This window comes from Boseongicola sp., assembly GCF_057460485.1.
The window spans coordinates 1-16,289 of sequence record NZ_JBVCWP010000063.1; the positions used below are offsets into that span (position 1 = coordinate 1).

General features: G+C 57.5%; 27 protein-coding genes. 17 read left to right on the plus strand and 10 right to left on the minus strand.

Going from position 1 to position 16,289, the window contains the following annotated elements:
- The first annotated feature begins 4 nt into the window (after window positions 1-4).
- Window positions 5-211 (plus strand): cold-shock protein, encoded by a 207-nt coding sequence (locus AC221Y_RS09635; protein ID WP_299752575.1) that lies wholly within the window; start codon window positions 5-7, stop codon window positions 209-211.
- A gap of 41 nt (window positions 212-252) precedes the next feature.
- Here AC221Y_RS09635 and AC221Y_RS09640 read toward each other — a convergent pair whose 3' ends face one another.
- Window positions 253-720, minus strand: a complete 468-nt coding sequence (locus AC221Y_RS09640) for a DUF2938 domain-containing protein (protein WP_299752572.1) — start codon at window positions 718-720, stop codon at window positions 253-255.
- A 188-nt stretch (window positions 721-908) separates the two neighbouring features.
- Between AC221Y_RS09640 and AC221Y_RS09645 the strand changes: the two genes are divergently transcribed.
- Complete coding sequence (locus AC221Y_RS09645; RefSeq protein ID WP_486707236.1) at window positions 909-1,118, plus strand: cold-shock protein; 210 nt, start codon at window positions 909-911, stop codon at window positions 1,116-1,118.
- Window positions 1,119-1,244: 126 nt separating this feature from the next.
- Here AC221Y_RS09645 and AC221Y_RS09650 read toward each other — a convergent pair whose 3' ends face one another.
- Together AC221Y_RS09650 and AC221Y_RS09655 are read right to left on the minus strand one after the other, a co-directional pair.
- Window positions 1,245-1,448, minus strand: a complete 204-nt coding sequence (locus tag AC221Y_RS09650; RefSeq protein ID WP_299752625.1) for a hypothetical protein — start codon at window positions 1,446-1,448, stop codon at window positions 1,245-1,247.
- Between the two features lie 54 nt (window positions 1,449-1,502).
- A complete protein-coding gene (locus tag AC221Y_RS09655; protein ID WP_299752569.1) occupies window positions 1,503-1,706 on the minus strand; it encodes a hypothetical protein in 204 nt (67 codons plus the stop codon).
- Window positions 1,707-1,734: 28 nt separating this feature from the next.
- Between AC221Y_RS09655 and AC221Y_RS09660 the strand changes: the two genes are divergently transcribed.
- From AC221Y_RS09660 to AC221Y_RS09670, 3 genes are all read left to right on the plus strand, one after another.
- A complete protein-coding gene (locus tag AC221Y_RS09660; RefSeq protein WP_299752566.1) occupies window positions 1,735-2,043 on the plus strand; it encodes a CBU_0592 family membrane protein in 309 nt (102 codons plus the stop codon).
- A gap of 298 nt (window positions 2,044-2,341) precedes the next feature.
- Window positions 2,342-2,650, plus strand: a complete 309-nt coding sequence (locus AC221Y_RS09665; RefSeq protein WP_299752564.1) for a hypothetical protein — start codon at window positions 2,342-2,344, stop codon at window positions 2,648-2,650.
- Window positions 2,651-2,939: 289 nt separating this feature from the next.
- Window positions 2,940-3,305: a hypothetical protein gene (locus AC221Y_RS09670; protein ID WP_299752561.1), complete on the plus strand. Its 366-nt coding sequence runs from the start codon at window positions 2,940-2,942 to the stop codon at window positions 3,303-3,305.
- On the opposite strand, the gene AC221Y_RS09675 is transcribed toward AC221Y_RS09670, so the two are convergent.
- A complete protein-coding gene (locus AC221Y_RS09675) occupies window positions 3,302-3,922 on the minus strand; it encodes an ImuA family protein (RefSeq protein WP_486707237.1) in 621 nt (206 codons plus the stop codon). The genes AC221Y_RS09670 and AC221Y_RS09675 overlap by 4 nt on opposite strands.
- Before the next feature lie 105 nt (window positions 3,923-4,027).
- Here AC221Y_RS09675 and AC221Y_RS09680 point away from each other — a divergent pair, with 105 nt between their 5' ends.
- The 4 genes from AC221Y_RS09680 (at window position 4,028) to AC221Y_RS09695 (ending at window position 6,517) form a co-directional block, all read left to right on the plus strand.
- On the plus strand, window positions 4,028-5,074 hold the full coding sequence (locus tag AC221Y_RS09680; RefSeq protein ID WP_486707238.1) for an aldo/keto reductase: 1,047 nt from the start codon (window positions 4,028-4,030) through the stop codon (window positions 5,072-5,074).
- Window positions 5,075-5,148: 74 nt separating this feature from the next.
- Complete coding sequence (locus tag AC221Y_RS09685) at window positions 5,149-5,499, plus strand: hypothetical protein (RefSeq protein ID WP_299752552.1); 351 nt, start codon at window positions 5,149-5,151, stop codon at window positions 5,497-5,499.
- Window positions 5,499-6,017, plus strand: coding sequence for a lipocalin family protein (locus AC221Y_RS09690; RefSeq protein ID WP_299752549.1), 519 nt, complete (start codon window positions 5,499-5,501; stop codon window positions 6,015-6,017). Before AC221Y_RS09685 ends, AC221Y_RS09690 begins: the two co-directional genes overlap by 1 nt.
- Window positions 6,014-6,517, plus strand: a complete 504-nt coding sequence (locus AC221Y_RS09695) for a thioesterase family protein (RefSeq protein WP_299752546.1) — start codon at window positions 6,014-6,016, stop codon at window positions 6,515-6,517. Before AC221Y_RS09690 ends, AC221Y_RS09695 begins: the two co-directional genes overlap by 4 nt.
- Here AC221Y_RS09695 and AC221Y_RS09700 read toward each other — a convergent pair.
- Window positions 6,490-7,338: a helix-turn-helix domain-containing protein gene (locus tag AC221Y_RS09700; RefSeq protein ID WP_299752543.1), complete on the minus strand. Its 849-nt coding sequence runs from the start codon at window positions 7,336-7,338 to the stop codon at window positions 6,490-6,492. The two genes, AC221Y_RS09695 and AC221Y_RS09700, sit on opposite strands and share 28 nt — an antisense overlap.
- A gap of 94 nt (window positions 7,339-7,432) precedes the next feature.
- Here AC221Y_RS09700 and AC221Y_RS09705 point away from each other — a divergent pair, with 94 nt between their 5' ends.
- Together AC221Y_RS09705 and AC221Y_RS09710 are read left to right on the plus strand one after the other, a co-directional pair.
- Complete coding sequence (locus tag AC221Y_RS09705) at window positions 7,433-8,359, plus strand: fatty acid desaturase (RefSeq protein ID WP_486707239.1); 927 nt, start codon at window positions 7,433-7,435, stop codon at window positions 8,357-8,359.
- Between the two features lie 39 nt (window positions 8,360-8,398).
- The gene (locus AC221Y_RS09710; RefSeq protein ID WP_486707240.1) at window positions 8,399-9,292 is read left to right on the plus strand and encodes an EamA family transporter; all 894 of its coding nucleotides are present in this window, start codon (window positions 8,399-8,401) and stop codon (window positions 9,290-9,292) included.
- Here the strand turns inward: AC221Y_RS09710 and AC221Y_RS09715 are convergent.
- Together AC221Y_RS09715 and AC221Y_RS09720 are read right to left on the minus strand one after the other, a co-directional pair.
- On the minus strand, window positions 9,284-9,895 hold the full coding sequence (locus AC221Y_RS09715) for an NUDIX hydrolase (RefSeq protein ID WP_299752534.1): 612 nt from the start codon (window positions 9,893-9,895) through the stop codon (window positions 9,284-9,286). The two genes, AC221Y_RS09710 and AC221Y_RS09715, sit on opposite strands and share 9 nt — an antisense overlap.
- Before the next feature lie 4 nt (window positions 9,896-9,899).
- The gene (locus AC221Y_RS09720) at window positions 9,900-10,247 is read right to left on the minus strand and encodes a DUF983 domain-containing protein (protein ID WP_486707243.1); all 348 of its coding nucleotides are present in this window, start codon (window positions 10,245-10,247) and stop codon (window positions 9,900-9,902) included.
- A 281-nt stretch (window positions 10,248-10,528) separates the two neighbouring features.
- Here AC221Y_RS09720 and AC221Y_RS09725 point away from each other — a divergent pair, with 281 nt between their 5' ends.
- The 4 genes from AC221Y_RS09725 (at window position 10,529) to AC221Y_RS09740 (ending at window position 12,517) form a co-directional block, all read left to right on the plus strand.
- Complete coding sequence (locus AC221Y_RS09725; protein ID WP_299752531.1) at window positions 10,529-11,005, plus strand: EF-hand domain-containing protein; 477 nt, start codon at window positions 10,529-10,531, stop codon at window positions 11,003-11,005.
- Window positions 11,006-11,083: 78 nt separating this feature from the next.
- The gene (locus tag AC221Y_RS09730; RefSeq protein ID WP_299752528.1) at window positions 11,084-11,680 is read left to right on the plus strand and encodes an RNA polymerase sigma factor; all 597 of its coding nucleotides are present in this window, start codon (window positions 11,084-11,086) and stop codon (window positions 11,678-11,680) included.
- Entirely contained in the window at window positions 11,670-12,038 is a 369-nt protein-coding gene (locus AC221Y_RS09735) for a hypothetical protein (RefSeq protein ID WP_299752525.1), read from the plus strand. Before AC221Y_RS09730 ends, AC221Y_RS09735 begins: the two co-directional genes overlap by 11 nt.
- Window positions 12,035-12,517 carry a periplasmic heavy metal sensor gene (locus AC221Y_RS09740; RefSeq protein WP_486707241.1) on the plus strand — a complete coding sequence of 161 codons (483 nt, stop codon included), beginning with the start codon at window positions 12,035-12,037 and terminating at the stop codon, window positions 12,515-12,517. Before AC221Y_RS09735 ends, AC221Y_RS09740 begins: the two co-directional genes overlap by 4 nt.
- Here the strand turns inward: AC221Y_RS09740 and AC221Y_RS09745 are convergent.
- A complete protein-coding gene (locus AC221Y_RS09745; protein ID WP_299752519.1) occupies window positions 12,504-12,629 on the minus strand; it encodes a hypothetical protein in 126 nt (41 codons plus the stop codon). The genes AC221Y_RS09740 and AC221Y_RS09745 overlap by 14 nt on opposite strands.
- Before the next feature lie 102 nt (window positions 12,630-12,731).
- Window positions 12,732-12,875 carry a hypothetical protein gene (locus AC221Y_RS09750; protein ID WP_299752516.1) on the minus strand — a complete coding sequence of 48 codons (144 nt, stop codon included), beginning with the start codon at window positions 12,873-12,875 and terminating at the stop codon, window positions 12,732-12,734.
- 23 nt (window positions 12,876-12,898) lie between these two features.
- Here AC221Y_RS09750 and AC221Y_RS09755 point away from each other — a divergent pair, with 23 nt between their 5' ends.
- Window positions 12,899-13,186, plus strand: coding sequence for a DUF3572 domain-containing protein (locus tag AC221Y_RS09755; protein ID WP_299752513.1), 288 nt, complete (start codon window positions 12,899-12,901; stop codon window positions 13,184-13,186).
- Here the strand turns inward: AC221Y_RS09755 and phaZ are convergent, their stop codons facing one another.
- Window positions 13,187-14,446, minus strand: a complete 1,260-nt coding sequence (gene phaZ, locus AC221Y_RS09760; RefSeq protein WP_299752510.1) for a polyhydroxyalkanoate depolymerase — start codon at window positions 14,444-14,446, stop codon at window positions 13,187-13,189. It abuts the gene before it with no gap.
- A gap of 123 nt (window positions 14,447-14,569) precedes the next feature.
- Between phaZ and phaC the strand changes: the two genes are divergently transcribed.
- The coding region (phaC, locus tag AC221Y_RS09765) for a class I poly(R)-hydroxyalkanoic acid synthase (protein WP_486707242.1) at window positions 14,570-16,289 on the plus strand (1,720 nt) is incomplete at its 3' end.

The following is a 16,289-nucleotide window of genomic DNA, read 5'->3' on the forward strand; positions in this document are numbered from 1 at the left end:
CACGATGGCTAATGGCACCGTGAAATGGTTTAATTCTACTAAAGGCTTCGGCTTTATCGCACCTGAAACAGGTGGCAAGGACGTTTTCGTTCACATTTCTGCAGTCGAGCGTTCGGGCCTCACCGGCCTGGCTGACGACCAGAAAGTAACGTACGACATCGAAGCTGGCCGTGATGGCCGCGAGTCGGCGATCAACCTCTCGCTCGCATAAGCGACGCCTAAAAGATTGGGATGGGTGTTCGCAGCCGTCCCTCACACCACCAAAGACATCCCCCACATTCCCAGACCGAACACCGTATGCGCTAGCAGACCAAGCCCGCGTGCGCGCCAGGGATTGTCTGTCTTTGACGCCGCCCAGCCAAGCCCAAGGCCCGGTTGCAGCAAAAACCACCCAAACCCAATCGTCAAAATCGAAAACACCCAGACCGCCATGAACGTCGGCGCGTTCAGCCACGCAGGCCCCGCGATCCACACAAACACCAGCCCGTAAATCGCACCCACCAGATAGTGAAACACCCAGCCGATCCGCGCTTCACCTGAAACCTCGGCCACATCACCGATGGATGCATGGAATATGCGCCCGCGCGACACCTCGACAACCCAGCGCCCGACCGCTCCCCAGTTCGGCCGCGCGACACCTGCGAAACGCTCCAGGGCAAGCGCCCAAATATCCATCGCGACCGTGCCCGCAACCCCCATCAAAACGCCGATGCCCAACATGTACCACTCCTTTGATCTGTCAGCGTCTTTCTGACACGGCACATGTCATCCTGCAATCGTTGACAAAAGCCTGTGCAAAACGCGAGTACCCCGCCAATGGCAGAGGCAAAAGCTTGCCGATACGGGCGGGATCCAAAGGTCCTAAATCCAAAATTTCTCGATTAGAAAGTCAGAATCAGGAGACTTTAATGCGCTGTTCTCAATTCAACCCGCTGTCTCCGATACCAGCCAGAGGTTCGACCCTGAAAACCCTAGCCAAAGCCGCCGCATCACCCGGGCGGCCTCTGGAGACGGAGGCCTCACGTATGGCGACGGGCACCGTGAAAGGGGTTAACACCACAAAAAGCTACGGCGTCATCGCACCCGACGAAAGTGGCAACGACATATTTGCTCGCTAAGCGCGGTCGAACGCTCTGGTCTTACTGATGACCAAACGGTCAGCTACAAGCTGTCCGCAGGCCGTGATAGCCGCGAAAACACCGCGACCTTCACTGCTTTAGGTATAATTGCGGGCGTCCTTGCGGTCAGGTATCGTCCGCGCTCTTGCGCTTCAAAACCGCCAAACCATCCAGCAGCCCCTCGTTGTAAGCTAAGTTCTCGGCGAGTGTCTTGCCGCCCGCGATCACGCTTTCAGGTATGTCCGCCGTCAACCGCGCCTCCCCTTCCGACTTAAGCTGCGAAAGCAGAACCCGATACATCTCGGTTTTATCGGCGATCTTTCTCTGCATACATGTCTCAAGGATGCGACTGATCCGGCCCTGATAGCCGCGCCCCATCGCACGTTACATCTTGACCAAGGACTGATCGAGATAGAGCGATATCTTTTGCTTCGCGGTGTCCGTCTCGACATCCATCTCCAGCGTCAGCCAGGCATCGGACACCGCACGCTTGGCTTCCTCGAGAAAATCATCCCCCTCGCACGAGATGAAATAAAGAAGTTGATGAAACCGCGCATCTGCCATGCGGTGGGTTCTGGGTCCGGCCATTTTTGGCATCCAGGGCATAGGAAAAGTCATGGCTTTACTCAAAAATTTTCGGGATTTCGGGACGGACAAGCTTCTCCTGCCGGGAATACCAGGCCGAAAACAAGGCGAAAGCCTGCACCGACGTTGCACCGACATGGCATTCGCAGGCCGAAATTCGCGTTTAAGACACGGGTCTATGCTTGAAGGCATTGCCACATATGACGCCATTGGGATCGTCGGCTCTCTCTTTATTGCAGGGCCTTACCTTGCAGTAACAAGAAAAAGGCTGGCCGCAGATCAACCGTCGTTTCAGGCGTTGAACCTTGTTGGCGCCGGTCTGATCTTGATCTCGCCCTGACACCGCCCAAACGCAGGCGCAGTATTGATCGATGTCCTCTGGATCGGCATCGCGATCATGTCTTTGTTTCGGAGATTGGCGCAAACGCTCGCGCGTTTCGGCAAGCCCCCGCCGCCCAAGGGAAAAGCCGCTTACCAGACAGCCATTCCACGCTGATCAAACCGCCCCATTCAGGCGACATTCAACCATATTTGCGCCCCGCGCGCGCGTCACCTTTCCAGCCTACACGTTGCCGTGGTTTCCCCGTCAGGGTCGCACAAAGACAAAGCGCGCGCCCATCACACCAAGGGAACACAAGATGAAAAATACACTTACACGCACGCTTCTTGCCACCGTCGCAACCTGCTCGATGGCACTCGCAGCCCCACAAAATAGGGCGACTCCGGCCGACACCATCCATCCGAATATTCACTCAAAAGTGGGTCACGGTGATGGCACAAATGCCAATCCGAACGGGGCGAACGAAAACGGGGGCAATATCCACGGCATCACCAATGTCCCCGGCAAAGGGGGAGACAATCCGAACGCAGACGGCACTCGCGGGCAGGCCAACGAGCTTGAGACAATGCATGGCGGAATTGGCGCAAAGAACCGCAACGCGGACTAGCCTTAATCGGACGGGCGCGCGCCCTCCCGCGCCCGTTCACCGCGCATCACATTGCGATGTTCGCCCCTGTCCCGGTACACGTTCGCGCTCCACATCTCCTGTTAGGAAAGGAGCGTTACAATGTCAGACCAAACACCAGCCCCAAAACCGCCCAAGGAAACGCAAGCGCCCGGCAAGGATGTCACATATCACGATTGGGCGATGATCTGAGGCTTTCACCGAATCGGCAGTCGTGCCTATCGTGTCTGTGAGCAGACCAATAAATCGCAAAAAATTGCGGGCTAAATCATTGATTAAAAAACTATTTCCATTCGCCCTGGCGGCGATCACCGTGGTCCTTGCGGCCGCCTTAGGCCTCTCGCAGACGCTTGGCGCGCATCCGTTCTGGGCGATCAAAATCGCTTTGATCGGCGCGCCCGCAGGCGCAGTTCTCGCCCTGATCCTACGCTATGCCACGCGCTTTCGCTGGGCCTCGGCCTTCGCGGCACTTGTCCTGACCAGCATGGCCTTCGCCATGGCCCACATGGGAAAAACCCGTTTCGCAGCTTCTTACGCCGAAGACCTGCAGGCCGGTCAGCTTTGGTATTTCGGCTGGATCGCCACGGCGCTTTTCGCCACCACAACGCTTGCTTTGTTCTGGCCAAAGCGCCGTTAAGGCGCCTCGCCAAGCGCCAATCCCGTCCTTAAACCCTTAAGATAAAACCGCTTCTCCGGTTCTGTGCGCGCCCGCACCCGGTCCAAAACCCAAGCCTCTTTCTTGGTATTGCTGTGTGCAGGCCGCATCGACCACCGGGTCTCCACCCCCGGCGCGCCCCCTTTATCAGGCGTCAAAAGCAGCCCCAAAGGTGCCACCCCCGACATCTCGCCCCCCGTCTCGGCCGCCAAATGCAACCGCCGCACCGCCGTCAATCCGGGCGGCCCAGACAAGTCCGCGACAACCAAAGGAATAATCCCCGCCCGCAAAGCTTCTTCGGTACACCACAGCAAATCTTCGGGCCGCTTCGGCGTCACCCGGATAATCCGTCCCGGATCGACAAACCGCATAAAGCCGTCCGGATTAAGCCGTCCAGGCGTCCAAGATGGCCTGATCCAAAGCACATTGCCCACCATCGCCTGCGCCACCGCAAACGCCATCGTCCGCCGCGCCGCGCCACAAATCTCATGCGCCCGGCCCCGCTCAAGCGAGAGCCCCTCCAGAAACGCCACGGCAGGCGCCTTGGATCGGCGGTGAGTCTGACGGGTCAGAAGATGAGAAACAGCGGCAGCAGACATGAATCACTTCTAGCATGTTCGCTTTTTGTTCTCAATCCCGCCGATCGACTTGCCAATCCCACGCGAGGCGCTATCCCTTCTCGATACGCAAAGGAGATTTCCCCCATGAACCGTATCCAACTTGGCCGCACCGGCATCGAGGTCAGTGATTATTGCCTCGGCACCATGACCTTCGGCACGCAAACAAACCAAGCCGACAGCCACACCCAGATAGATATGGCGCTTGATGCGGGCATCGACTTTCTCGACACCGCTGAAATGTACCCGGTAAACCCTGTTCTGGCCGAAACCGTCGGCACCACCGAGACAATAATCGGCAACTGGAACGCCAGATCCGGCAAGCGCGATCAGGTTGTCATCGCCACCAAACACTCCGGCCCCAACGGCGCTTTCGTGCGACCCGGACAGGACATCTCCGCGGCAACCGTGCGCGAAACCCTCGAAGGCTCGCTCAAGCGCCTGCAAACGGACTACGTCGACCTCTATCAGTTCCACTGGCCAAACCGCGGCTCCTACCACTTTCGCCAGTGCTGGGACTTCGCGCCCGACCAACAGCCCCACCAAAGCGCGATCCTCGACAACATGGCCGAAGTCATGGACGTCCTGAAAGCCCTCGCCGACGAAGGTAAAATCCGCGCCTTTGGCCTGTCAAACGACAGCGCGTGGGGCACAATGAACTGGTTGAACGCAGCCGAGAAAGCCGGCGGCCCACGTGTCGCGACAATGCAGAACGAATACTCGCTTCTCTGCCGTATCTACGACACAGACATGGGCGAACTGAGCCACCACGAAGACGTCACACTTCTTGCCTTTTCGCCGCTTGCTTGTGGTTTCCTCACCGGCAAGTACCGGCACGAAAGCATCCCCAAAGGATCGCGCATGTCGATCAGCAACGGCATGGGGGGGCGCAATAGTCCTCGTGTGGCCGAAGCCGTCGAAGTCTACGCCGCAATCGCCGACAAATTCGGCATCGACTTCACCCATATGGCGCTGCAATGGACCCGCACGCGGCCCTTCCCGACGATCCCGATTTTTGGGGCCACGACGACCGAGCAACTGGCCCATATCCTCAAGGCACCGTCGGTCGAATTGCCGGAAGAGCTTTTGGCTGAGGTATCCAAAGCACACCGCGCCCACCCGATGCCTTACTAAGCACCGTCACAGTTGCCCGCTCCCAAACGCACCCCTAGTGTCCGACACGAACGCAGGGATATTTGGGAGGACGAATGTCAGCGCTAAGTCGCGGTCTTTTAACGATCTGTCTCGCCCTGACGCTTTCCGCGTGTCAGGAAGACGGCCCGCGCGCATCTGCCGAAACCGGCGGCGTTCCCGATATCCTTGAAGGCCCCCGCACCGAATGCGAAAACTCCGGCGGACGCTGGGGCGCGCGCGCAGGTGGCGTTCTTTTCACCTGTTACCGCCCCACAAACGACGCCAATCAGCAGTGTCGCGAAGCCTCCGACTGCGAAAGCATCTGCCTTGCCCGCTCGCGCACCTGCGCGCCCACCACGCCCTTCCTTGGCTGCCACCAAATCCTGACCGATGGCGGTCAGATAGCAACGCAGTGTATTAACTGATGCGCTGGCTTGCCCTTATCCCACTGGCCCTGTCTGCCTGCGTCGCCTTCCCAGAATACCGCGATACCGGCGTGCCAATATCGTCCATAGCCACATTTGATGCCGCCCGATACGCCGGGACTTGGTACGAAGTCGCCAGCTTCCCCGTGCCGTTCCAAGCAGGCTGTCGCAACACAACCGCCACTTATACTGCAGCAGAGAACGGCACGTTTGATGTCGTGAACATTTGTGACACGGACGATGGTGCGGACCAGATTGCCGGCACCGCCCGCGTTGACGGCCCCGGACGCCTTAAGATCCGTCTCGATGGCGTGCCGTTTGCGGCCGACTACTGGGTGCTTTGGGTCGACACTGACTATCGCACCGCTGTCGTCGGCACACCGTCAGGCCGCGCCGGTTGGATCCTCAATCGAGAACCCGTCATTCCCGCCGACCGCTTAAAAGCGGCGCGCGATATTCTGGCTTTCAACGGCTACGATCTATCCCAACTTCAAACGACAATGCAGGAGGCACCATGACCCGGAAAGTAGCGGTTCTTGGGCTTGGCACACGTGGCGGCGACATCGCCCGTGCGTTTCACGCAACCGGATGGGCCGTCTCCGGCTTTGATCCAGATCCCATTGCGGAAGGGGTTCCCGACCTCAAGCGCGACTGGACCCGCGAAAGCACTATCTCAAGCACCGTGTGTGGTGCGGATTGGGTCGTGATCTGCCTGCCCGAACGCCTGGAGCTGATGCGAAAAGTTATTCAACGTGCGCAAGGCGAAGCCCCGCGCGACACGACGATTGCCGTCGTCACCAAAGACTTCGACGTGGACGCTGTACAGGGCTGCGCGCTGCGCCCTGCCCATGTGCTTCGCGTCGATCAAGGCGAAAACGGAGGCTACGTGATTGATGTGTCGTCCAAAACAGACGCAAAGGCGAAATCCGACGCAACCATGGTCCTATCGCAGCTTGCCGCGCAGGAATTTGGGCCAAAGCCACGCTCGGTTCAGCCCCCCAAAGCCGAAAGCGCCTGAAGATGGGCGGGCCAGTCCCGCTCTGACACAGTGGCTTCGCGCACCAACCCATCGAATTGCTCCGTCAGGACTTTGACGCGCTCGCGGTCGCGAAACGCCATATAGTACTGACCCACATACAAAACGGCGACCAACGGTCCGAACACCGTCAGTGGGGCAGACCACAGCCGCCTTGCATCGAATAAAAAGACTCTCAAAGACGGGTAAAGCTCGGCGTGAAGCTGCGTAAGATACCGCATCTGCTCGTCACGCACGTCCTTGGGCAGGCCCTTATAGTACCCTGTCGAACTCGCCAAAGACTGAATTTCGTAAAGTGGCATGGCAATTTCGTAGTCTGACAAAGACTGCTGGATCCATTCCAACCGGTCGCGGCTGGCCCCGATCGCCTGATCCGAAGACTTCCCCAAATGAGGTTCATATTCCCAGCGAAGCAGCGCACTTGTCTTCAGCATATCAGGCAACGCCGCCGGAACATGACGCATCTTGTAGCCAGCCGCCTCTTGGTGCCACGCAAAAATTTGTTCGTCGATCAAGGCACGCGGGGCCTCCGACACCTGCATCGAGGCTGCAAGAATATCCGCCGCGCGTTCGGGTTTGTCCGACAGACCCAGTAACCAGTCGCCGGACACACCCAAAGCGGCCGCACATTCGGCCACCACCTGCGCGTTCGGCATTCGTGCTGTGTCGCGTGTCAAAAGTTGAGAGATCGTCGAGCGATCTACCCCAACGGCCCGCGCCAGACCGCTCTGGGTCGCGGATTTCACCGCCATCGCTTCAGAAAGCCTCAATTTGAACAGTTTAGCGCGGTCGCGTTTATCCATTTTCTCACAGTTGGTGATTTAATTCACGATTTGTGAATTAATGGTAACTGCATACGAAATTCCCCATACACCCCGCAAGTGCGAAAACCAGCATATGGGGACCGCGACACTTAGAACACTTTTCAGATCGGCCACGCCCGGCGCCACCGAATGGCCAACACTTCTGGTGTTGGCTGTGACCTACCTCGTCTGGGCCATTGCCACTATATGGCTGCCCACCTTGTCGTTGCCATTTGCGATCCTTGTCGCAGCCATCGCCATTGCGCAGTTCTCATCAGTCCAACACGAAGCGATCCATGGCCACCCCTTCAAAAGCATCCGCTTAAACGCGCTCCTCGTCGCGCCCGCGCTGACGCTGATCCTGCCATATACCCGCTTCCGCGACACCCATCTGGACCACCACCTAGACAGCCGACTAACCGACCCCTACGACGATCCCGAAAGCAACTATATCGATCCCGGTGACTGGGATAAAATGTCCCGCTTTGCCAAAGCCATCCGCACCGCCAACAACACGCTGGCCGGGCGTCTCCTCATTGGCCCGCTTCTTGGCACCGCCTGCTTCTTGCGCTCGGACTGGCAAAACCGCCGCGCTGATCCCCGCGTCCTCAGGGGTTGGGCCTGGCATATCCCCGCACTCACTGCTGTTATTGTTTGGCTTTCGACTGTCGCGACAATTCCGTTTTGGGCCTATGGTCTTGCCGCCTACGGTGGGCTGTCGCTTTTGAAAATCCGTACTTTCCTGGAACATCAGGCCCACGTAAAAGCACGGGGCCGCACCGTCATCATCGACGACCAGGGCCCGCTTGCGCTTTTGTTCCTCAACAACAATTACCACGTCCTGCACCACATCCATCCGCGCATCCCGTGGTATCGCTTGCCGCGCCTTTTCCGCAAGAATCCAGGCCGCTACCTGTCTCAAAACGATGGCTACTTTTATCGCTCCTATCGCGAAGTGTTCGCCAAGCATTTTCTGGCGCCCAAAGACCCAGTCCCACATCCGATCTGGCGACGCAGCTAACCCCTTTCCAAACCACGCGTTTCCACCCAAGGTCCGCGGATGAAGCTTTGGGTTATCCTCGCCATCACCGCCGCGGCCGCGCAAACAATCCGTTTTGCGATCCAAAAGGTGCTGGCCGGAGTTGCGCTTAGCCCCGCGGCCACCACTTGGGCGCGGTTCTTGTGGTCGGCGCCCGTCGTCATTGTGATTATGACCGCTTACATCGCCGTTACTCCCGCCACGCTGCCAAACGTCAAACCCAGCTTTTGGCCCTACGCGCTGTCCGGTGGCGCAACCCAAATCCTCGCCACAATCTGCACTGTCACCTTGTTCAAACGACGTTCTTTTGCGGTCGGCATCACCTTCAAGAAAACCGAAGTGATGCTGACTGCGCTTGCAGGCTTCGTCATCCTCGGGGACCTTCTTGACCCGCTTGGCGCTGCCTTCATTGCCCTTGGGTTCATCGGAGTGATGCTTCTTTCCAAGGCCCCAGAAGGTGGCGGAATTCTCAACAAAAGCGCGGCTATCGGATTGTTATCAGGTATTTTCTTCGCGCTTTCTGCAATCGGTTATCGCGGCGCGGTCCTTGCAATCGACAGCGCCGACACCTTCCTTGTTGCGGGTCTGACACTGGCCTTCGTCGCCACGGCGCAAGCCCTCGCCCTTGGGCTTTGGCTGGTCCTGCGCGAACCCGGCCAGATCAGCGAGACCCTAAAAGGTTGGCGAAAATCATCGCTTGTTGGAGTGTTTTCGCTGATCGGAAGCTGGTGCTGGTTTGCTGCCTTTTCTCTACAGAACGCCGCTTATGTCTTTGCGGTCGGGCAGATCGAGTTGATCTTTTCGCTTGCGATGGGCGTGTTGTTCTTTCGCGAAAAAACATCGCCGCGTGAACTGCTTGGAATGGGCCTGTTGACGATCTCGATCACCACCGTCACGCTGATCGGCTCAACCTAGCCAGACCACACGATCCTCTATCCGGTCATTCCTCACCAAGGGCACGCGCTTGGGTGTTTCAAGCGATGGCAAATGCTCGGCCAAACGCTCAAGCACCATCGCCGTCACCTTCACCAAATCCAACGCGTGAACATCGTCCAGCGCCACCCAATGCAAATGGGACAACTCGTCGCTATCGTGAAAATCGGCCTCTGCGCCGCCGGAAATAGCCTCGACCGGCGCCAGAAAGAAACGCGCATCAAAACGCCGGGGCCGCCCGGGGGGCGTGATCGCACGAAGGAAAAACCGCAAAGCGCCGGGCCTTTCAAGCACCAAGCCTGTCTCCTCGGCCAACTCCCGGATCGCCGCCACCGCAAGAGCTTCGGGCGTAACCTCGGGTGCATCTTTCTCCAACATCAACAACTGGCGACTGCGCGGATCAATCGGCTCGGAAAGCTGCACATTAGCGTCCGCGGCATCCACCGCTCCGCCGGGAAACACATATTTCCTTGGCATGAAAACAGCGCCTTTTCCCCGCTGCCCCATTAACACCGCAGGTCGTGTCGCAACATCACGTATAAGAATAATCGTCGACGCCGCACGAATTGGGAGGTCGTCGCTCAAAGGTTCAACCTCGATTGGAGGCCCCGAAACCATGCAGGCGTTTCGCCCATTGTAAACCGACAATCGCCCCCTTCAGCCTTGGCAAAAGATAGAGCGAAAGCGCGACACATCCTACTGTAAAGGTCGAGGCGAGGATCATTGGATCTGGACGAAATTCGGTAAAGGCCCAGATCAAACCCGGCGCCATCAGATGCCCGACGATCAAAATAGTCAGATAAGCAGGCCCATCGTCCGCACGGTGGTGAGACAGGTCCTCGTCGCAAACAGGGCAGCTATCACGCACTGCCAGATAACTTTTCATCAATGGACCACGCCCACAATTCGGACAGGTCCGCCGCCAGCCCCGTAACATCGAGCCGCGCACATCACGCTCTTCGGTGTTTGGTTGGACATCGTCCTTCAAAACTATTTTGTAATCGTGATACATCGCAATGCCTTCCAGCCAGCGCGCCGCCAGCCCTTCAAACTGCAACCATCGAGGCGGCAAGGTAAAAAGGAAATGGTACCAAATGTCCTTGCGGCGGGATGTCGCGTCCTTAAAAAAACTTTTTTGCAAAAAGTGCGACGGAAGCCAGCCGCACGACCGTTTGAAGAGCACGAAACAAATTTTACAAGCTGAAGGAAACGCTCCCAATGAACAACAACACACTCCGCCTCGCTCTGGCAGCACTTGCGATCACCGCCGGGTTAGGCGTCGCCGAGGCACAAGAACGCCACGGCGGACCGGGTCCGATGGATTTCGCAACGCTTGATACAGATGGCAGCGGCGAGATTCAGACTCAAGACCTTGAGGCCGCACGCGCCAAACGGTTTGCCGATCTCGACACAAACGGCGACGGTCAGGTCACAGAAGCCGAGTTCATCGCTCACATGCAGGCCCAGACCGCGGAGCGCGCGATGCAAATATTCGCACGCCTCGACGCTGATGGAGATGGCACCGTAAGCCGCGACGCGATTGAAGCCCGTCAGGGTGGTGGTCCGCGCGCCGAACGGATGATTGAACGCGCCGATACCGACGGCTCGGGCGGCGTCAACGCCGAAGAGTTCGAAGAGTTCCGCAAAAAAATGGCAGATCGCCGCGGTGGTAAAGGTGGCAAGCGCGACGGTTGAAGCTGAGCGCCTGTGAGACATCCAAGTCAGTGCCGGATTGCCCAAACGGCGATCCGGCGCTAGGCCTGTCATCAGACCATGCAACACGCAAATCCAGAAGCATCACCAGATGCGGCGCCAGATGCGGCGCTTCTGGTTGCTGTGGCCAACGGCGATGCAAGTGCTGCGCGGGTTCTGATAGAACGGCTGGCGCCGCGCCTTTTATCGCATGCGACCAGGGTTTTGTCCGACCGTGCAGAGGCCGAAGACGTGGTTCAGGAAACGCTTGTTCGGTTGTGGAAGGTCGCACCGGAATGGCGGCAAGGCGAGGCCAAGGTATCGACGTGGTGTTTCCGGGTTTTGGTGAACCTGTGTACCGACAAACTTCGGGCCAGGAAGCCGACGGTGGACATCGACGCAATTGCAGAACCCGCAGCCGACCTGCAATCGGTTGTGGAACAAATGACCGATACTGCGCGTCGCGACGCCTTAAATGGTGCTCTCGCCACGCTGCCTGAGCGACAGCGGCACGCCGTCGTGCTGAGGCATATTGAAGAACGGAGCAATCCGGAAATAGCCGAGATCATGGACATCGGCGTCGAAGCGGTGGAAAGTCTTGTAGCACGCGGAAAACGCGCGCTCGGGGCGGCATTGCGGGGCAAACGAGCCGAACTGGGGTATGATGATGACCAATGACGCAAAAGACGATCTGGCGCTGGAGGCTTTGTTCGAAGGTGCGCGCAACAATGCACCGGGACTTTCGCCCGATTTCATGGCGCGACTTGAGGCCGACGCGGATGCGGTGATTGCTAAGCAAACCACTCCAATGGCGGTCACAACGACAATCAGCCTCTGGGCGCGGATAGCCGCCGCAATGGTGCCGGTGTCAGGTCTTGCAGCGGCGACGCTTGCCGGGGTCTGGATCGGATTCCACGTCCCATCTTCGGATTTCGCCGACGGATTGGCTTTCGGAGACAGCGCCGATTTTGACGTCTCTGCGTTTCTCCCTGCCGTCGCCCTAAGTGGCTTTAGCGATCTGGAGGTCGATGGATGACCGAGAAACCCACTCCCAAGCGGCGCTGGGTCAAACCGCTTCTCGCCGTCTCATTGATTTGCAACATGCTGATCATCGGTGTTGTATTGGGGATCGTAATTGACAATCGTGGGAAAGACCGTGGCGAGCGCCTCGACGGTCCGGCACGATCTGTGGTCGGAATTCCCTTCGTTCGGGCCCTTGAACCCGAAGATCGTCGCGCGCTTTATCAGGAAATTCGCAGAGACGATGACCGCTTGCGTGAGAACAGAAGCGCTTTGCGCGCACGGTTCGAAGCCTTGCTGACCGCTCTGAATACCGAGCCTTTTGACCCCAAGGCTGTACAAGTAATTCTGCAGGAACAGCGCGAGATCGCTCTTCGACGCCAAAACATCGGAGAAGCATTGCTTGTCGAGCAACTCTCACGGCTAGACCCCAATGAGCGCGCGGCTTATGCGGACCGGCTTGCGCGTGACCTACGCCGGCTCAGGCGGGAGTAAACGCGACCTCGATCCGATTACGCCCCGCTGCTTTGGCGCAATAAGTGACGCCTTCAGCAAGGCCAAGAAAACGGTCGACCACAGTTTTTTGCCCGCGCGTGGTATCAATCATCGATGCTGCCCCACCGCACGCCGCAGAATAACCAAGTGGGACATTTCTTGTCTTAGGCTGAGACATGGTTCCCGTGCGATAAGGGAGCCGCTGTCCGGCACCTCATATATGCCGGTCAGCGGCGACGACGTCAGGATCCGTGCCGGCGTCGAGCCACCCAAGCGCAATATGTGGTTCGCCATGTGCTGCCCCAGTAATATTTACATTTGTTCCTTTGCCGTTCAGTCTTTTCTCAGAAGAGTTCATAAAGTCTTTCCAGGAGAGCCCCTTTGACACCCCTCGCGCGAGACTCCGCCGAAGTTCTGGCCATCGAAGCCCTTGTCTGGCTTGCCTCAGACGACGAGCTTTTGCCCGTCTTTCTTGGATCGACTGGAGCAGGCCTCGACGACATTCGAGAGCGGGCGCAGGATGCGGAGTTCCTGGCCTCGGTTCTGGATTTCATTTTGATGAATGACGAATGGGTCGGCGCTTTTTGCGCCGCAAAAAACTATGCGATGGATTTCCCCATGCGCGCCCGTGCCGCCTTACCCGGCGGCGCTGCTGTTAACTGGACCTGATTAAGCGCGCTTTTTGCGTTTGGCCGTCGCTGGCGAATTCGCGTCGATGAAATCGAGAACCAGAGGGCGGATGTTGTTGCGCCAGCTTTTGCCCGCGAAGATGCCGTAGTGTCCCGCACCCGGCTCGAGATGCGCGGCTTTTTTGGAGTCCGGCAGACCCGTAAGCAGGTCAAGCGCAGCAAGGCACTGACCCGGCGCCGAGATATCGTCATTTTCGCCTTCGACGATTTTTACGGCAACGTTGTTGATTGCGCCAATGTCGACCGGGCGTCCGTCCACAACGAATTGGTTTTGAGCGATCTCACGGTTCTTAAAGACTCGCTCGACCGTCGACATGTAAAATTCCGCCGTCATGTCCATGACCGCAAGATACTCGTCGTAGAATTTATTGTGCTTATCATGATCGCCGGCCTCGGCTTTAGAGACCCGCATGATTTGTTCGTAAAACGCCGATGAATGGGTTTCGGAGTTCATCGATACGAAAGACGCAAGCTGCAAGAGCCCCGGATAGACCATTCGCCCAACGCCGGCGTGTTTGAAACCGACGCGCTGAAGCATCATTTGCTCAAGCTGACCCATCGTGACGCGGCGACCAAAGTCGGTCACGTCGGACGGGTTCGCATCGGGATCGATGGGGCCACCGATAAGAGTAAGTGTTCGAGGCTGAGCTTTGGGGTTTTGAGCCGCAAGATACGCCGTCGCAGCCAGTGCAAGTGGCGCCGGCTGGCACACAGCGATCACATGAAGATCGGGGCCAAGATGGTCCATGAATTCGGCGAGATAGAGCGTATAATCTTCAATATCGAATTTTCCGGCGCTTACCGGGATATCACGGGCGTTGTGCCAATCGGTGATCCAGACATCCGCGTCCGGCAGAAGGCTTTGGACGGTCGAGCGCAGAAGCGTCGCATAATGGCCCGACATAGGAGCCACGAGCAAAACCCGTCGCTTTTTTGGCGCACGCCCCTGCACATCAAAGTGGATCAGATCACCAAACGGACGCCGAAGGTCATTTTCAACCGTCACGATATGGTCACGGCCGTCTGCCCCCACAACGCTGTCGAGACCCCAGTCAGGTTTTGTCACCATGCGCGAGAAGCTGCGCTCGGTCACTTCGCCCCATGCGGCCATCAGATTGAACGCCGGGTTGGGAAACATGCCCCATATCGGGTAGGATGCAATTGCTTGCGCGCTTGCGCCCGCCCACTGGTTTGTATTCCGGAAAGTATCCATCAGATCGTAAGTCATCATATATCGCATCTGGCACCTCAAGGTTGGCGAGCCAATTCGTCGCTTTGACCCTTAGAAGGTTGCGGCGATAGACTTACGTTCGTACATCACAACTTAAATGCTGCACCTGCAAAATAGGCTCGAAACCCGCCAATGGCAACAAAAGAAACAGAAACGCCGGCGAATCTGGACCGCCTGAACGAAAATCTGGCGCGAATCGAGGAGCTGTCTCAGAGGTTGATTGCCGCGGTTGCCGCAAAGAAACCAAAGCATCCGGGGCTCGACGGTCCGGGCGAGGACCTCTACAAGAAGGCCGCCTCGGCCTACATGGCGGAGATGATGTCAAACCCCTCCAAGCTGATCGAACATCAGGTCGGCTATTGGGCGAAAGCACTCACGCATTATATAGACGCTCAAAACAACCTCGCGCACGGCAAGCTTGAGCCACCCGAGGATCATTCGCCGAAAGACCGCCGATTTAGCGACCCTTTGTGGGAGAATCATCCCTTCTTCAACTACGTGAAACAGCAGTACTTGTTTTCAGCGGACGCCATGTCCGAGATGGTGGATAAGCTTGAGGGTTTAGAAGATAAGGACAAAAAGCGCGCGCGCTATTTCACCCGCCAGATCGTCGATATGATGAGCCCGACGAATTTTCTTGGCACAAACCCGGCCGCCCTGACCAAGGCGGTTGAAACCGACGGACAGTCTTTGGTCGATGGCTTGGAGAATCTTGTCCGTGATATAGAGGCGAGTGATGGCGAGATGCTTGTCACGCTTGCCGACAAGAACGCCTTTAAAGTCGGCGAGAACATCGCGACCGCTGAGGGTTCGGTTGTCTATCGAAATGAATTGTTCGAGCTGATCCAATACGCGCCGAAAACACAGACAGTGCACAAAACGCCGCTGGTTCTCTTTCCGCCGTGGATCAACAAATTCTACATTCTCGATCTGAAGCCCCAGAACTCATTGATCCGGTGGATCGTCGAGCAAGGCTATACTTTGTTTGTCGTGAGCTGGAAGAACCCGGACCCAAGCTACCGCGATATTGGCCTCGGCGACTATGTTGAGAAGGGGTATCTTAGTGCCGTTGAGCAGGTGAAAACGATCACCGGCGAGAAACAGGTCAACGCGGTTGGCTATTGTATTGCCGGGACAACTTTGTCGCTGACATTGGCTTTGATGAAAAAGCGCGGCGACAAGTCGATCAAGTCGGCAACCCTGTTTACTGCGCTGACTGACTTTGAAGACCAGGGCGAAGTGGGTGTTTTCCTTTCGAACGACTTTGTGGACTCGATCCAAGCACAGGTGGAAGTCGATGGGATGCTGGACAAGAAGATCATGTCTAAAACCTTCAGCTATCTGCGGTCAAACGATCTGATTTATGGGCCGGCCATCCGCAGCTACATGATGGGCGAGGCACCACCAGCGTTTGATCTTCTGTATTGGAACGGCGATGGAACCAACCTGCCCGGCTGTATGGCGATGGAATACCTACGCGGACTTTGTCAGGAAAACCGTTTCGCCCGCGAGGGCTTCGAGGTCTTGGGCGAAACCCTGAAAATCTCGGATGTCACTGTCCCGGTCTGTGCGATTGCCTGCGAGACCGACCACATTGCAGCCTGGACGACGTCCTATACCGGCATCAAGCAAATGGGCAGCCACTCAAAAACCTTCATTCTCTCGGAGTCCGGACATATCGCCGGAATTGTGAATCCGCCTTCTAAGATGAAATATGGTCACTACACCAATGACGACTGGACCCTCGACACCGACGCATGGCGCGAGAGTGCGGATTTTCATGAGGGGTCTTGGTGGCCGCGTTGGGATGCATGGCTGTCGCCGAAGTCGGGAAAACAAGTGCCCGCACGCA

Coding starts and splice junctions, on each gene's coding strand:
- AC221Y_RS09640 (WP_299752572.1), bottom strand. CDS start 720: ATGTTGGGCATCGGCGTTTTGATGGGGGTTGCGGGCACGGTCGCGATG.
- AC221Y_RS09665 (WP_299752564.1), top strand. CDS start 2,342: ATGAAAAATACACTTACACGCACGCTTCTTGCCACCGTCGCAACCTGC.
- AC221Y_RS09705 (WP_486707239.1), top strand. CDS start 7,433: ATGGGGACCGCGACACTTAGAACACTTTTCAGATCGGCCACGCCCGGC.
- AC221Y_RS09675 (WP_486707237.1), bottom strand. CDS start 3,922: ATGTCTGCTGCCGCTGTTTCTCATCTTCTGACCCGTCAGACTCACCGC.
- AC221Y_RS09710 (WP_486707240.1), top strand. CDS start 8,399: ATGAAGCTTTGGGTTATCCTCGCCATCACCGCCGCGGCCGCGCAAACA.
- AC221Y_RS09740 (WP_486707241.1), top strand. CDS start 12,035: ATGACCGAGAAACCCACTCCCAAGCGGCGCTGGGTCAAACCGCTTCTC.
- phaZ (WP_299752510.1), bottom strand. CDS start 14,446: ATGCGATATATGATGACTTACGATCTGATGGATACTTTCCGGAATACA.
- AC221Y_RS09645 (WP_486707236.1), top strand. CDS start 909: ATGCGCTGTTCTCAATTCAACCCGCTGTCTCCGATACCAGCCAGAGGT.
- AC221Y_RS09735 (WP_299752525.1), top strand. CDS start 11,670: ATGACCAATGACGCAAAAGACGATCTGGCGCTGGAGGCTTTGTTCGAA.
- AC221Y_RS09700 (WP_299752543.1), bottom strand. CDS start 7,338: ATGGATAAACGCGACCGCGCTAAACTGTTCAAATTGAGGCTTTCTGAA.
- AC221Y_RS09745 (WP_299752519.1), bottom strand. CDS start 12,629: ATGATTGATACCACGCGCGGGCAAAAAACTGTGGTCGACCGTTTTCTT.
- AC221Y_RS09725 (WP_299752531.1), top strand. CDS start 10,529: ATGAACAACAACACACTCCGCCTCGCTCTGGCAGCACTTGCGATCACC.
- AC221Y_RS09750 (WP_299752516.1), bottom strand. CDS start 12,875: ATGAACTCTTCTGAGAAAAGACTGAACGGCAAAGGAACAAATGTAAAT.
- AC221Y_RS09650 (WP_299752625.1), bottom strand. CDS start 1,448: ATGCAGAGAAAGATCGCCGATAAAACCGAGATGTATCGGGTTCTGCTT.
- AC221Y_RS09730 (WP_299752528.1), top strand. CDS start 11,084: ATGCAACACGCAAATCCAGAAGCATCACCAGATGCGGCGCCAGATGCG.
- AC221Y_RS09720 (WP_486707243.1), bottom strand. CDS start 10,247: ATGTTACGGGGCTGGCGGCGGACCTGTCCGAATTGTGGGCGTGGTCCA.
- AC221Y_RS09655 (WP_299752569.1), bottom strand. CDS start 1,706: ATGGCCGGACCCAGAACCCACCGCATGGCAGATGCGCGGTTTCATCAA.
- AC221Y_RS09690 (WP_299752549.1), top strand. CDS start 5,499: ATGCGCTGGCTTGCCCTTATCCCACTGGCCCTGTCTGCCTGCGTCGCC.
- AC221Y_RS09695 (WP_299752546.1), top strand. CDS start 6,014: ATGACCCGGAAAGTAGCGGTTCTTGGGCTTGGCACACGTGGCGGCGAC.
- AC221Y_RS09635 (WP_299752575.1), top strand. CDS start 5: ATGGCTAATGGCACCGTGAAATGGTTTAATTCTACTAAAGGCTTCGGC.
- AC221Y_RS09680 (WP_486707238.1), top strand. CDS start 4,028: ATGAACCGTATCCAACTTGGCCGCACCGGCATCGAGGTCAGTGATTAT.
- AC221Y_RS09660 (WP_299752566.1), top strand. CDS start 1,735: ATGGCTTTACTCAAAAATTTTCGGGATTTCGGGACGGACAAGCTTCTC.
- AC221Y_RS09685 (WP_299752552.1), top strand. CDS start 5,149: ATGTCAGCGCTAAGTCGCGGTCTTTTAACGATCTGTCTCGCCCTGACG.